Source organism: Synergistales bacterium (assembly GCA_021736445.1).
Classification (GTDB): Bacteria; Synergistota; Synergistia; order Synergistales; family Aminiphilaceae; genus JAIPGA01.
In genome coordinates, this window is record JAIPGA010000019.1 from 20758 (window position 1) to 35795 (window position 15038).

Below are 15038 nucleotides of genomic sequence, written 5' to 3' on the forward strand. Positions count from 1 at the left end.
CGGTAGGGAGCGGCGCTCTCCTGTGATACACTTTCCGTATCGCAAATTTTGCAGCCCACCACGACTTTCGGGGGATAGAGCAGGAGAGGAAGCCCAAGGATGCGCAAGGGTGTTCGTATTGCAGTATTGCTGATCGTCGCCGCATCGCTCGCCGCCTTTTTCCTACTGCCGCGGAACCGGGATACCCTCACCGTGGCGATCCTGGTAGAGCACGATGAGGCGTCCTTCAACGGGCGCAAGATGCGGCAATCGCTTCTTTTCGCGATGGATCACTTCAACAGCCGTGCTGACGGTGCCCCGGTACGGTACCGACCGCTGGTGGTGCGCGGGCGATCCGCCCGGGAGGGTGTGGAGCATGCTGTCGACGCCGGTGCCGATGTCGTCATGGCGGGCTTCACCTCCGGAGAGACCGAGGCGGTCATGCGCGCCGCGTACGGTAAGGATATCCCCTGTATCAGCCCCAGCGGCAGTTCGCCCCGGCTTGCCCAGGGCGGGGACTTCCTTTTCAGGTGTTACCACGACAGTGCGAAGCAGAGCGAACTGCTTGTCCGGGGGATCCGGAAGGAAGATCGGCCGCCCTACCTCATCGTGGCAGAGCGGGGCAACCGGTCCTACGTGGAGGAGGTTGCGGAACGCTTCGTCCAGTCTGTCGGCGAGGCGCCGCGGATGGTGTGCAGCCTGCGCGGATACGCCATCGATCGGTGGACCCTCGCTCAGATGGAGTCCCTTCCTCTCCGGGCGGCGGGGGCATTCCTCGTGCTCTCTCCCTACGCCTGTGCCGCCGCGGCGCAACAGCTCCGGGAGCGTTTCCCCGATATCACCCTCTGGTGCAGCCACTGGTCGGTCTCCCGGCGGTCGGCGCTCCTGGCCGGATCCTCCGGAACGGGGATGGAGGCCGTGGTCCCCGGGTATCTGGGGTATCGCGACAGAGGGCATCCCTTTGTACGCTTTATGGAAGAACGGTACGGGAGCCTCCCCGACCCCTTTTTCGGCGTGAAGGCCTATGACGCCATGGCCATGCTGGACGCCGCGGTCCGCAGGGTGGACGGCGACGCCCGGAAGCTGCTCCGGGGGTTGCGTTCCCTGAATGAGGTGGAATGCCTCAACGGACGCTTTCCGGTGGATGCAAACGGTGATATAAGGCGTCCCTTCTCGCGGGTTCGTCTGGAAGGGGGAAGATGGAATCATGTGGAAGAGGTGTCCGCACCGTGAGGCTCCGGCGGATCCTGCCCACCATCCTCTTCCTCTTCGGCGGTCTGGCGGCGGTGCTGCTGATCGTGGGCGTGGCGATGAACCTCACGGACCGCATTGCGACCTTCAGGCAGAGCGGCGACGACATGATCCGGCACGCCGCCTCCATGCTCTCCCTCCACCTTGAAGAGGTGGAAAAGGACGCCACCCTGGCCTTCCTGCAGAGCGACACCCCCCTGAACCACAGGCGCGGCGGCCACGACGAGATCCGCATCCTCGCGCTCCTCGAGGGGGGACGGGTGGTGCGGACCCTCGCCGGAGGGCTGCCCCTGGGCATCCGACTTCCCCATTCCCACATTGCCGTCGGGCAGTGGTCCCTCTCGGACCGGTTCAATCCAAAGGGGGAACCGCTGCTGGAGCGGTCCTTCCCCGTGGGCGAAGACCGCCTCCTCCATGTCGGTGTCCGTCCGGCCTTCAAGTACCTCCTGCCGGAGGTGGAGGGGTACGGGATCAGTCTGCTCGTGATCGACGAAGACGGCGACATCCTCTGGCCGGGGCCGGAACAGGAGAACGTCCCGGGATTCCTCGAACCGAGCCTCCTGCGCGGCAAGCTGGAGCGGAGCGTCATGCAGGGCAGTGGCTGGCGCTACGCGCGCCTTGCCACAGGCCGGCGTCTCTGGGTGCGCCCTGCGCCGACCAGGGTGGAAAACCTGCGGATCGTGGCCGTGTTGCCGCTGCAGGCGGTGCTCCTCTCGCTGGTGAAGCCTGTCGTGCCCCTGGTGGTCCTGCTGCTGCTGTTACTGCTGCTGCTTTGGACCTTCCTGCTGCTCTTCCGGCGCCGGATTCTCCCCGAACTGGATGGGGTGACCTCGCTGGCGGCTGTGCTGCCCTCCCGGCTGCAGGGTGTCGGCGATCCCGAGAGCATGGTGGAGGTGGTAAGGCGGTTCTCCCAGCGGTTTCGGGAGCAGCGGGGCAGGAGCTCCGTGGCGGAGGTCTCCTCCATGCTCGACGGTCTCACCGCGGCGCTGGACGCGCTGCAGCAGCAGCAGGAGGAGATCGTCTCCTACAACGAGGAGCTCAAGGGGATGAACGACGCCCTGGAGGGCACCAACAACACCCTCCGGATGCGGGAGCATGTCTGGGGCAAGACCCTGGAGGTGACCCGGGAGCTGCGGGGCGGTGCGGGACTGGGCGAGCGCGTCAACCGGGTCGCCGAGGCGGTGCGGGAGGTCTCCGGCGCCTTCGGGGTGACCATCGATCTCCTCCGGGACGAACAGCTGATCCCCCTGGGATGGAGCGGCTACCGGGTGTATGTCCTGCCCGCTCCGGCGACACTCTACAATTCGCTGGCCGGCAAGGCCGTCCGGCAGCGCCGGGTGATCTGGGCGGAGGATGTGGAGCAGGAGGAATCCTACATGAACGAATGCCGGGAGGTGAAAAGCGAACTGGTGATCCCCCTCGTGGAGGAGGACCTGCCCATCGGCAGCATGGAGATCGATTTCGACGAGCCGAGGGCTAGGGACGAGGAGCTCATCGAGACGCTGGATCCCGTGGCGGCCAACCTCACCGGCACACTCTACGCCGTGCGGGCCCAGGAGGAGATCAGGGCCTCCTACACCTATCTGGCCGGGCGGCTGCAGCACCTCACCTCCATCTACCACGACGAGACGGCGGAGCACATCGACCGTGTGGGTGCCTACAGCAGGCTGCTGGCCCGGGCTCTGGGGCGGGAGGGCCGCGAGGTGGAGGACATGGGGGTCTTCGCCAAGCTCCACGATATCGGCAAGCTCAAGGTGCCCCGGGAGATCCTCTCCAAGCCGGGACCGCTCACCGAGGAGGAGTTCGCCGTCATCAAGATGCACCCCCAGTGGGGCGCCAAGGTGCTGGGGGAGGCCAGCTGGCTGGCCATGGCCCGTCGGATCTGCCTCTACCACCACGAGAAGTGGGACGGCAGCGGCTACCCCTACGGTCTGGCCGGCGAGGACATCCCCTGGGAGGGCCAGGTGGTGACCCTGGCCGATATCTACGACGCCCTCCGGGGAGCCCGGGCCTACAAACCGGCCTTCTCCCACGAGAAGACGACGAAGATCATCACGGAAGGCGACGGCAGGGTGGAGCCCCATCATTTCAACCCTGTTCTGCTGGAGTATTTCCGGGAGCATCACGAACTCTTCGCCGCGGTCTACGAAAAGATCCAGGGCTAGCCGGCGCCGGATGCGGCGATGCGGTGGGGGCATCGGTGCAAAAGAGTGGTAGGATAGAGGGTGCTATTGCAATCCCCCCATTGGGGCAATCTATTCGGAGGTGATTCCAAGGTGATGAAGCGGAGTATAGCGGTTGTGTTGGCCCTTGCCCTGACCATGTTTGGGGCGGGCGCGGGCTGGGCGGCGGTGCACCAGATCAAGCTGGCCCATGTGGTGAACGAGCAGGATGCCTTCCATCTCTGCGCGGAGAAGTTCAAGGAGCTGGTGGAGGGAAAGACCGACGGGGAGATCGAGGTGACCCTCTATCCCAACGCCAAGCTCGGCGACGAGCGTACCCTGCTGGAACGGATGAAGATGGGCATCGTCGACGCCGGCGTGATCACCACCGGCCCGATCATCAACTTTGTCCCCGAGTTCGGCGTCATCGACCTGCCCTTCCTCTTCAGGGGGCCCGAGCACGCCTACAGGGTGCTGGACGGGCCCATCGGCGACGAGCTGCTGGCCAAGCTGGAGCCCCAGGGCTGGAAGGGACTGGCCTGGGCGGAACGGGGATTCCGGAACCTCACCAACAGCAAGCGTCCCGTGGCCACCCCGGAGGATATCGAGGGGCTGAAGATCCGCCTGATGCAGAACCCGGTCTATGTGGACTCCTTCAAGGCCCTCGGCGCCAACGCGGTGCCCATGGCCTGGACGGAGGTGCTCACCGCGCTGCAGCAGGGGACGGTGGACGGCCAGGAGAACCCCCTGAACGTCATCGTGGCCTTCAAGCTCTACGAGACCCAGGACTACCTGACGCTCTCCCGCCACGCCTATGCGCCGGCGCTGATCATGATGAGCGGCAAGACCTGGGAGAAGCTCACGCCTGCGCAGCAGGAGATCATGGAGACCTCCGCCCAGGAGGCCGCCGAGTACGAGCGGAACTGGGACAACGAGAAGGCGGCGGAGTGGCTGGCCTTCCTCCAGGAGAAGGGGATGGAGGTCACCGAGCCCGACCGGGAGGCTTTCATGGAGGCGGTGCAGCCGGTCTACGACAAGTATGCGCCCAAGTACGGCGAGGATCTCGTGCAGCGCATCCTCGATACCAAATAGTCTGCAATGTGTGACCGGCAGTCTATGCCAGGGGGCGGAGGCCGTCCCCTGGTTTCTCGTATCGCGGACAGAATCAACGGAATCAGCGAGGCGGTGCTCTTCGGCCTGATCGCCACCATGATCGTGGTGACCACCCTTCAGGTGATCTGCCGCTTCTGCTTTGAGGCGCTCTCCTGGTCCGAGGAGCTGACACGTTTTCTTCTGGTCTTCGCTTCCCTGCTGGGGGCGGCCATCGCCTTCCGTCGGGGAAGCCACATGGCGGTGACCTTTGTGGCCCGGCGTCTTCCGGAGGGGTTGCAGAAGATCCTGGGCGTGGCGGTCCATCTGCTGGGGGTGCTCTTTTTCGCCGTGGTGGTCTGGTACGGCGCCCGGATGATGGCGACCGAGGCGGGCCAGGCCACCCCGGCCATGGGGCTCTCCATGTCCTGGCTCTACGCCTTCTACCCGCTGGTGGGCGGCATCATCCTGCTCCATCTGGCGGCGGGTATCCTGGAAACAGTGAGGGGGCGGTAGCCGTGGGCTGGATCCTCGCCGGCGCCTTTCTGGTGCTGCTGCTGATCGGCGTGCCCATCGGGCTGGCCATCGGCCTGTCGTCGCTGCTGGTCTTCCTGCTGAGCGGCATTCCCCTGGAGATGGTGCCCCAGACGCTCTTCGAAGGGAACAACTCCTTCGCCCTGGTGGCGGTGCCCTTCTTCATCCTCGCCGGGGATATCCTGGCCCAGGGGGGCATCTCCGAGCGGATCGTGGCCTTCGCCGAGGCCACGCTGGGACGGATCCGGGGCGGGCTCTCCATCGTGGCCACCCTGGCCTCCATGTTCATCGCCGCCATCTCCGGTTCCGGCGCCGCCACCACGGCGGCGGTGGGGTCGGCGCTCCTGCCGGACCTCAAGCGCAAGGGCTACGACCTGGACTTCTCCTCGGCGCTGATCGCCTCGTCGGGCACCATCGGCGTGGTCATCCCGCCCAGCGTGCCCATGGTGCTCTACGCCGTCATCGCCGGGGAATCGGTGGCCAAGCTCTTTCTGGCCGGGTTCCTCCCCGGGGCCCTCATGGGGACGGGGCTGGTGCTCTTCGCCCTCTGGATCGCCGGGAAGCGCAATTACCCCGCCAGCGACCCCGTATCGGGGCGGGAGAAGGGGAGGCGTTTCGTCTCCTCGCTCTGGGGCCTGATGACGCCGGTGATCATCCTGGGCGGGATCTTTTCCGGTGTCTTCACGCCCTCCGAGGCGGCGGCGGTGGCCGTGGACTACACCCTCTTCGTGGCGCTCTTTGTCTACCGGACCATCGATTTCCGGAAACTCTACCGTATCGTGGTCGGCGCCGGGGTGACGTCTTCATTGGTGATGTTCATCATCGCTACGGCCAAGCTCTTCGGCTGGTGCCTGGCCTTCTACCAGATCCCCGACGCGGTGGCGGGTGCCCTGCTGGGGATGGCGGGCAACCAGGAGCTGCTGATCCTCCTGGTGGTGGATGTGATCATCCTCCTGGCCGGGATGGTGATGGAGACGGCGTCGGCGCTGATCATCCTGACGCCCATCTTCCTGCCGGCCATGCAGCAGATCGGCCTGGACCCCATCCATTTCGGCATCATGCTGACCATCGGCCTGGCCATCGGGATGGCCACACCGCCGGTGGCGATCAACATCTACGTGGCCAGCGCCATCACGGGATTGTCGCTGGAGGAGATCAGCAGGGCCATTGTGCCCATGGTGCTCATTCTCATTGTGGTGCTCCTGGTGGTAACCTATGTCCCGGCGATCACCATGGTGTTGCCCAATCTCTTTTTCGCCGCACCCTAGGGGGCGCGGACAGCTGGAGGTGACAGTATGCGAAGCGACAGAGCAAAGAAGGGAGCAGCCCGGGCGCCGCACCGCTCGCTGCTCAAGGCGGCAGGATACGCAAACTGGGAGGTGGACCGACCCTGGGTTGGGGTGGTCAACGCCTTCAACGGGATCATCCCGGGACACACCCACCTGAAACGGCTGGTGGAGGGGGTCACGGCGGGGATCTACGCCGGCGGCGGTACGGCCATGGAGTTTCCCGTCATCGGGGTCTGCGACGGCATCGCCATGAACCACAAGGGGATGAAGTATTCCCTGCCCAGCCGGGAGCTCATCATGGACTCCATCGAGGTGATGGCCGAAGGCCACGCCCTGGACGCCCTGGTGATGGTGACCAACTGCGACAAGATCATCCCCGGCATGGCCATGGCGGCGGCGCGGCTCGACATCCCCACCATCGTGCTGAGCGGCGGCCCCATGCTGGCCGGTGTGCACCAGGGCAGGGATGTGGATCTCTCCAATGTCTTCGAGGCGGTGGGACGGCACGCCTCCGGCGGTATGAGCGCCGAAGAGGTGGCCGACCTTGAGGAGATCGCCTGCCCCACCTGCGGTTCCTGCGCGGGGATGTTCACCGCCAATACCATGAACTGCATGATGGAAGCCCTGGGACTGGCCCTGCCCGGCAACGGCACCATCCCCGCCGTCTACTCCGCCAGGGAGCGCCTGGCCAAGGAGGCGGGGCTGGCGGTGATGACGCTCTACGAGCAGGGCATCAAGCCCCGGGACATCCTCACCTCCGCGGCCTTCCGCAACGCTGTGGCGGTGGACATGGCCCTGGGCGGTTCGACGAACACGGCCCTCCACCTGGTGGCCATCGCCAGGAGCGCCGGTGTGGAACTCACGCTGGACACCTTCGACGAGGTGGGCCGGGTCGTGCCGCACCTCTGCAACATGAGTCCCGGCGGCAGCCACCACATCCAGGATCTCTTCGCCGCCGGCGGGGTGCAGGCGGTGATGTCCCGGCTTCTGGAAGGCGGGAGGATCGACGGTTCGGTGAAGACGGTGACCACCCGGACCATGGGCGAAAACCTCAGAGGGGTCGCCGTGGCCGACGAATCGGTGATCCGTCCGCTGGAGAATCCCTACCACGACCAGGGCGGCATCGCTGTCCTCAAGGGTAACCTCGCCCCCGACGGCTGCGTGGTCAAGCAGTCCGCCGTGGCCGATGAGATGCTGCGGCACGAGGGCCCGGCGCGGGTCTTCGACTGCGAGGAGGACGCCACCGAGGCCATCCTCGGCGGGGCCATCAACGCAGGCGATGTGGTGGTGATCCGCTACGAAGGGCCCAAGGGCGGCCCGGGCATGCGGGAGATGCTCACCCCCACCTCCTCTCTGGCCGGCATGGGTCTGGACCGCTCGGTGGCATTGATCACCGACGGGCGGTTCTCCGGCGCCACCAGGGGATCGGCCACGGGACACGTCTCCCCCGAGGCGGCCTCCGGCGGGGAGATCGCCCTGGTGGAGGAGGGTGACCTCATCTCCATCGACATCCCGAACCGCCGCCTGGAGCTCAGGGTGCCCGAGGATGTCCGCACGCGACGGCGCGAGGCCTGGAAGCCCCGGGAACAGGAGATCGACAGCAGTTTCCTCAACCGCTACCGTGCCTTCGTGAGCTCCGGTGCGCTGGGCGCCGTGATGGAGGAGCGGTAAAGCCTCTACGGATATCCCGGCGAACGGAACAGGAAGAGCTGCGCAGAGGGAGACACCCGGACCGCTGGTTTGGGTGTCTCCCTTATGTCTTCAGGTCACGCTTTACGGTACAATACAGGTGCATCACGCTGCTCATGACGATTCTCCGAAGGGGGACCGGGGATGGTAACGAGAACGGACAGTAGAAAACGTGTCTACAGAGGGATCGAGGGCAGGCCGCCCTGCCTCGCGGTGCTGATGCTCTGCCTGTTCGTGCTGACGACGACGCTCGCCGGGGCGGCCCGGGCGGAGGACGGGGCCCGGGTGGCCTGCATGACCTTCAAGGTGAACGGGGTGGAAGCGTTTCTCGGCGACTCCGTGGCGGAGGTGCTCCAGGCCTCGCTGATCAAGCGGTCGTCGGTGGAGATCGTGGAGCGTTCCCAGTTCGCTCAGTACGCCAAGGAGCTGGAGCTCCAGACCTCGGCCATGACCGACGAGGCCACGGTGACCGAGCTGGGGAAGGTCTCCGGGGCGTCCTACCTGATTCTGGGTTCCATCAACTCCTTCGGGTCGCTGCTGCTGCTGAACGCCAAACTGGTGCGCGTGGAGGACAGCGTGATCGTGGACTCCTTCGAGGTCGACACCAACCAGGGTGTGGAGGGGCTGCTGGCGGCCACCAGGGAGGTGGCCCGGGCGATCTGCAGCAGTCTGGAGGACCACGGCATCGCCGCCTGCACCGGCAGGGCCGTGCCCACACCGACGGAGGCGCCGGTTCCGACACCCACCGAGGCACCGGTCCCGACGCCCACGCCGCTGCCGCGGCCGACGGCCCGCCCCACACCGACGCCGCGACCGCGCCCTACGGCGACGCCTGCTCCTTCCTACACCACCGCACAGGTCCAGGCCATGGTGGAGACAGGCAGGAAGCTCTACCGGCAGAAGGACTATGCCGAGGCCTACCAGTACTTCAAGAAGGCCTCCTCGCTGGGCAGCGCCGACGGTACGGCCTGGCTGGCCACCTGCTACTACCGCGGCCACGGTACGGCCAGGCACTTCGACCGGGCCATCAATCTCCTCCGGCAGGCCGAAGGAGGCGGCAGCGACTGGGCCAAGTCGCTGCTCTTCGAGATCGATCCGGAGAAGTTCAGCCAGTACCGCTCCTTCTATGCGAAGTTCCACGAGCTGGCCCCTGGGCAGTCGCCCCAGCAGAAGCGGGAGATCGCCGCGCTGATGACGGCCGCCAGGAACGGCTACCCCGAGAAACAGTATCTCCTGGCCGAGCGCTACTACAACGGCAACGGCCTGCAGAAGGACTATCAGAAGGCCCTCCACTGGTACCAGCAGGCAGCGGGCAAGGGGTTCGGCCGGGCCATGTTCCGACTGGGCTACATGTACGAGTCGGGCCGCGGCGTGGCCGAGAACCTCGGCAAGGCCGCCTTCTGGTACCGCAAGGCCGCCGGCAAGGGCGTGCCCTGGGCGATGAAAAACCTCGGCGCCCTCTACGAGACGGGCCGCGGTGTCCCCAGGGACTACAACAAGGCGCTGATGTGGTACAAACGGGCCAGGGACCACAACTGCCCCGGCGCGGCCGAGAAGGTGCGGGCTCTCCAGGAGAAGATGTGAACAGGAAGAGCCTCTTCTGTTCCGGAAAGCGGGGTGTCCCCTTTCTCTGAGGAGAAGAGCCGCCCCGACAAAGGAATCGGTGGAATGTGCTAAAATAAGAGCATTACACACCTATAGAAAGGACGTGGTGCACCATGCGGATGCGTAGGTACTCACTGGTGGGATGTCTCCTGACGGTGGCGTTCCTGGTTGTGGCGGCTGGCGGTGCGACGGCTTCGGCTGAGGTCGTCAAGATGTCCTACAACGGACCGGCGGATGTGGAGAACAACGCGGTCCACTACTTTGCGACGAACTTCAAGAAACTCGTCGAGGAGGGCACCGGGGGCGCGGTGGAGATCGAGCTCTACCCGGACAGCCAGCTGGGCAACGAGGAGGAGCGCATGGAGCTCCTCATGGACACGGGGATGAACCAGCCCATCGTCAACATCGCTTCCTACGCGGGGATCGCCCCGGTCTTCCCCGAGATGTACGCCTCCAACATCCCCTTCCTCTTCGACTCCTTCGAGGCCGCCCACATCTACTTCGACCAGAGCCGTTTCTGGGACAGGGCCCGGAAGGTCTTCCGGGAGCGCACCGGCGCCGTGCTGCTGGCGGCGGTGGAGGAGGGCGGGTTCCTGGCCTTCACCAACTCCAAGCGTCCCATCCACGAGCCGGCGGATTTCAAGGGCCTCAAGTTCCGGGCTATGGCCGACGACCAGGTGGCGCTCTACGAGGCCTTCGGCGCCAGCGGGACGCCCATCCCCTGGACGGAGCTCTACATGGCGCTGAAGACCGGCGTGGTGGACGGACAGATGAATCCCGCCATGTACATCCGGATCGGGTCGCTCTACGAGGTGCAGACCTACCTGACGCTGGCCAATATCCAGTACTCCGACCAGTTCCTGGTGATGAACGGCAAGCTCTTCGATTCCCTCAGCGAAAAACAGCGGCAGGTGGTCCGCGATGCGGCGCTGGAGGCCAACAACATGAACCGGGCCTTCGTGGAGAAGAAGGACTCCAAGGACATCGAGTTCCTCGTCGATCAGGGCATGGAGGCCTACACCCCCACCGATGAGCAGATGGCCAGGTTCCGCGACATCGGCCAGCCCGCCTATCTGGAGTGGCTGCAGGGCAGGATCGACGAGAGCTGGATCGATCTCTCCCTGGAGTGCGCCGCAGGTGCCAACAAAAAGGCGGCGGAGCAGTAGGTTTCGTGGTGTCTGAACGGAAGACCGGGCCGGCCGCCCGGTGGGCGAAGCGCCTGGAACGCCTCAGCGCATGGAGCGCTGGGGCGCTCCTCACCTTGAATATCGGCACCATCCTGCTGGGGATCTTCTGCCGCTACGTGCTCCACAGCTCCTTCATCTGGACCGAGGAGCTGGCCCGCTTCTCGCTGCTATGGCTGGTGCTCCTGGCGGCCTACGGGGCGCTGTTCCACAACGAGCACATGGTGGTGGACTTCGTGGTGCCCCGGCTTCCCGACCGGCTCCAGAGGCTGGCGGCCGGATTCCGGCTGCTGGTGACGGTGGTGGTGCTGTCGCTGATGATCTATATGGGGTTCCGGAACGCTCTGGGCATGTGGAGCATGCGGACCATGGCCATGCACATCCCCAAAACGGTGCCGCTGCTGGCCGTGCCGGCGGGACTGTCGCTCCTGCTGGCGGGGGTGCTCCTCCTGGAGCGGCGGAAACGGGAGGAGGGGCGTGACCGATGACCTTCCTGATGATCGGCGCCTTCCTCATCCTGATGGTCATCGGCCTGCCGCTCTACCTCTCGCTGCTCTCGGCGGCGCTGGTGGGGATCATCTCCCTGGGCAACCTCTCGCTGCTCAAGGTGATGGCCCAGCAGTTCTACGGCGGTATGGACGTCTTCTCCCTCATGGCCATCCCCTTCTTCATCCTGGCCGGGATCCTGATGAACCGCTCCGGGCTCACCGACCGGCTCCTGGACTTCAGCAGACTGCTGGTAGGCTCCGTGCGGGGCGGTCTGGGCTATGTCAACGTGCTGGGCGGGATCATCCTCGCCGGGGTCAACGGCTCGGCCGCGGCGGATGCCTCGGCGCTGGGGGCCATCCTCATCCCGGCCATGAAGAAGGACGGCTTCACCCCCGCCTACGCGGCGGGGCTCACGGCGGGGAGCTCCCTCATCGGGCCGATCATCCCGCCGAGTATCTTCATGATCATCTACGCCACCATGACCAACACCTCCATCGGCGGGCTCTTCGCTGCGGGGATGCTGCCCGGCTTTGTTTTGGGAGGCGCCTTCATGGTGATGAACTTCTTCTACTCCCGGCGGTACAGCATGCCCCGGAGCCACGCCGAGAGCGTGCGGGGCCAGACCGGTGCGGTGCTGCTGCGCTCGCTGGTGGCGCTGGTGGCCCCGGTGATCATCATCGGGGGAATCATGACCGGTGTGGTGACCCCCACCGAGTCCGGCGCGCTGGGCGCCTTCTACTGTCTGGTAGCCGGCGTGGTCTATACCAAACAGCTCGACTGGAGTGAGCTCGGTGCCGCCCTCTACGAGACGGTGCGGCTCACCAGCTCCATCTTTCTCATCATCGGGGCGGCCACGGTGATCGGCTGGCTCCTCAAGTGGGAGCAGGTGCCGCAGCGATTCGCGGCCTTTATCATCGAGACGGGGATCATCGAGAACCCCTGGCTGCTGCTGATTGTCCTGAGCGCCATCATCTTCCCGGTGGGGATGTTCATGGAGGAGGTCTCCACGCTCACCTTGCTGACGCCTATCTTCGCGCCCCTGGCGGTCAAGGCGGGGATCGATCCGCTCCACTTCGGTGTGGTGATGACGCTGAACGTGACCATCGCGCTGATCACGCCGCCCATGGGGGCCTGCAACTATATCGTCGCCGCCGTGGGGAAGGTGCCGCTGGTCGATGTCTTTCGGATCATCTGGCCCTTCATCGGCGTGGCCATGACGGTGGTGCTTCTGATCATTACCTTTCCCTGGCTCACCACGCTGATTCCGCTGTGGCTGGGTCTGGGATAGCTGGAGGTGGAAGGGTGCGACAGATCGATCAGTGGAACGATCCGATCCCGCAGGGCAGTGATATCAACTGGCGGGGCGTCCGTGGTATCCCCATCGAGGAGGAGGGGGAGTCGCTCCATGTGGTGGGGCACCGGCCGGACCGGGTGGTGTCCTGTCCGCAGTACTTCCTGCAGGGATTGCCCGGTGCGCTGCCGGCGGTCTTCCTGCGCAGGGAGGTGTTGATCCGGCTGGCCAGGGCGGCGGAACGCCTCCCCGACGGCTACCGTTTCGTTGTCTTCGACGGCTGGCGGAGCGCCTCGCTGCAGGAGACCCTCTTTTCCTGCTGTCTCTCGGAGCTGCGGAGGGCCCATCCGCAGGAGAGCGAGGAGGCGCTCAACGAGTGGGCCGTCGCCTATGTGGCCCGCCCCTCGGTGGACGAGCGTGCGCCGTCGCCCCACCTCACCGGCGGTGCGGTGGACCTGACCATCGCCGACGAGCGGGGGCTGGAGCTCGACATGGGCACCGCCTTCGACGCCACCGTCTCCGAATCGACCACCAGCTACTACGAGGATGCCTTCGCAGGCGGCAGGGAGCTCTCGGTGCGGGAGCTCCAGTGCCTGCGCAACCGGCGATTGCTCTACTGGGTGATGGTCGAGGCGGGGTTCAGCAACTTCACCGGCGAGTGGTGGCACTACGACTATGGCAACCAGAGCTGGGCCTGGACGAGGGGGGAACGGGCCGCCTTCTACGGCGCGACCGCCCCGGAGCTGCGCTGGTGGAAGGGGGGCGAGAGCGGGTAGCGCAGAGATGACGTTCCGCTGGGCTGTCGGGAAGCCTGGCGGCGGCATGAGGACGGTATGTCCGGACAAGGAGTACACCCTATGAGATGGAGGAATGCCTAGTATGAAACGTGCACCTTTTCTTGTGTACTGCGGCGTGATGGTCGTTCTGCTCGTTGCCGTGACGGCAGCGGCCGATGTCGCTCTCGCCGGCCAGAGGGAGCCGGAGGCGCAGCAGGCTGAACCGGGCACCGGGTATGTGTTGCCCGAGAGCCCCTCGGTGACCTCCCATGAGATCATGGTCGACGGTTCGTCGCTGGCCTACACGGCGACGGCGGGCTTTATGCCCATCTACGACGATTCCGGAACGGAGAAGGCCGAGATCTTCTATGTGGCCTACGAGGCTGAGGGGGAGAAGAAGGAGAAACGACCGGTGACCTTCGCCTTCAACGGCGGCCCCGGCGCCGCCGCGCTCTGGGTGCACCTCGGCGCCTTCGGTCCCAGGATCGTCTCCATGGATGCCTCGGGGCTGGAGATCCCCAAGCCGCCCTTCACCCTGCGGGACAACGGGAACACCCTGCTGGACCAGACGGACCTGGTCTTTGTCGACCCCGTGGGGACGGGATTCAGCCGGGCCGCCTCGGAGGACGAGGCGGCCGAGGAGTTCTGGGGCGTACAGGCCGACATCACCTCGGTCGGCGAGTTCATCCGGATGTACCTGAACCGCCGGGACCGCTGGAACGCCCCGGTCTACATCGCCGGGGAGAGCTACGGCGGCCTGCGGGCGCCGGGGCTCGCCGCCTTCCTGCAGGACATGGGGGTCATGCCCTCGGGGATCATCCTCATCTCCCCGGCGCCGAGCTACGGCGATCTGGATGGGGACACCACCAACGAGCGTCCCTACGTGCATCTCGCCCCCGCCATGGCCGCAGCCGCCCACTACCACGGAAAGAGCGGCGCCGGTCTGCCGGCCGACCGGGAGACCCTTCTGGAGGAGGCACGGCGGTGGGCCAAAGAGGACTATCTCCAGGGGCTCTGGAAGGGGTACGACCTGCGCGGCGACGACCGGGAACAGCTCGTCCGGGAGATGGCCGGATACACCGGACTGCCCGGGGCCTATCTGCAGGCGGAGGACCTCCGGGTGTCGGCCTACGCCTTCGCCGGTCGGCTGCTGCGGGAGGAGCGGCGTTTTCTCAGCCTCTACGACAGTCGTCTGACCGCCTACGGGAGCCGGTATGATTTCAGCGAGGACCCCCTGATGTTCATGACGGGGGCGCCCTATATCACCCTCTTCCGGGAGTATCTGGAAGAAGACCTGGGCCTGGAGATCGACCGGCGCTATATCCCCCTGAGCGAGGAAGCCAACGCCAGGTGGAACTTCCACTCCGGGGCGCTCTACCGCCAGTACGGCTATCCCAATGTGGTGGGCCAGATGGCCAAGGCCATGCGCCGGGACCCCCACATGGACCTCTTTGTGGCCATGGGTCTCTACGACATGGTCTGTCCCCGCGAGTCGGTGCTCTACAGCCTGCGGCACATGGAGATCCCGCCGGAGCGTATCGGAGACATCACCTTCGAGACCTACCTGGCGGGGCACATGCTCTACACGCGAGCCTCGGAGCACCAGAAACTGAAGGATGACCTGACCCGCTTCTACGACGGGAGATAGCCCGCGGCGGGGATGACGCGTACGCAGCGGAACCAAGACAGCGAAGCGCCCC

General features: G+C 65.7%; 12 protein-coding genes. All 12 read left to right on the forward strand.

Features of this window, described 5'->3' with window-relative positions; genetic code table 11:
• Positions 1-99 precede the first annotated feature (99 nt).
• The 12 genes from K9L28_04805 (at position 100) to K9L28_04860 (ending at position 14986) form a co-directional block, all read left to right on the forward strand.
• Complete coding sequence (locus tag K9L28_04805; protein ID MCF7935641.1) at positions 100-1212, forward strand: ABC transporter substrate-binding protein; 1113 nt, start codon at positions 100-102, stop codon at positions 1210-1212.
• Entirely contained in the window at positions 1209-3395 is a 2187-nt protein-coding gene (locus K9L28_04810) for an HD domain-containing protein (GenBank protein ID MCF7935642.1), read from the forward strand. The genes K9L28_04805 and K9L28_04810 overlap by 4 nt, the downstream gene beginning before the upstream one ends.
• Positions 3396-3509: 114 nt before the next feature.
• A complete protein-coding gene (locus tag K9L28_04815; GenBank protein ID MCF7935643.1) occupies positions 3510-4484 on the forward strand; it encodes a TRAP transporter substrate-binding protein in 975 nt (324 codons plus the stop codon).
• Between the two features lie 6 nt (positions 4485-4490).
• Entirely contained in the window at positions 4491-4997 is a 507-nt protein-coding gene (locus tag K9L28_04820; protein MCF7935644.1) for a TRAP transporter small permease, read from the forward strand.
• Positions 4998-4999: 2 nt separating this feature from the next.
• A complete protein-coding gene (locus tag K9L28_04825) occupies positions 5000-6283 on the forward strand; it encodes a TRAP transporter large permease (GenBank protein MCF7935645.1) in 1284 nt (427 codons plus the stop codon).
• Between the two features lie 27 nt (positions 6284-6310).
• On the forward strand, positions 6311-7975 hold the full coding sequence (gene ilvD / locus K9L28_04830; protein MCF7935646.1) for a dihydroxy-acid dehydratase: 1665 nt from the start codon (positions 6311-6313) through the stop codon (positions 7973-7975).
• A gap of 162 nt (positions 7976-8137) precedes the next feature.
• On the forward strand, positions 8138-9577 hold the full coding sequence (locus K9L28_04835; protein ID MCF7935647.1) for a hypothetical protein: 1440 nt from the start codon (positions 8138-8140) through the stop codon (positions 9575-9577).
• A 134-nt stretch (positions 9578-9711) separates the two neighbouring features.
• A complete protein-coding gene (gene dctP / locus K9L28_04840) occupies positions 9712-10764 on the forward strand; it encodes a TRAP transporter substrate-binding protein DctP (protein ID MCF7935648.1) in 1053 nt (350 codons plus the stop codon).
• A gap of 5 nt (positions 10765-10769) precedes the next feature.
• Entirely contained in the window at positions 10770-11270 is a 501-nt protein-coding gene (locus K9L28_04845; protein ID MCF7935649.1) for a TRAP transporter small permease, read from the forward strand.
• Positions 11267-12559, forward strand: coding sequence for a TRAP transporter large permease (locus K9L28_04850; GenBank protein ID MCF7935650.1), 1293 nt, complete (start codon positions 11267-11269; stop codon positions 12557-12559). The genes K9L28_04845 and K9L28_04850 overlap by 4 nt, the downstream gene beginning before the upstream one ends.
• 14 nt (positions 12560-12573) lie before the next feature.
• Positions 12574-13338 carry a M15 family metallopeptidase gene (locus K9L28_04855; GenBank protein ID MCF7935651.1) on the forward strand — a complete coding sequence of 255 codons (765 nt, stop codon included), beginning with the start codon at positions 12574-12576 and terminating at the stop codon, positions 13336-13338.
• A gap of 103 nt (positions 13339-13441) precedes the next feature.
• Positions 13442-14986 (forward strand): septum formation initiator, encoded by a 1545-nt coding sequence (locus K9L28_04860; protein ID MCF7935652.1) that lies wholly within the window; start codon positions 13442-13444, stop codon positions 14984-14986.
• Positions 14987-15038 lie beyond the last annotated feature (52 nt).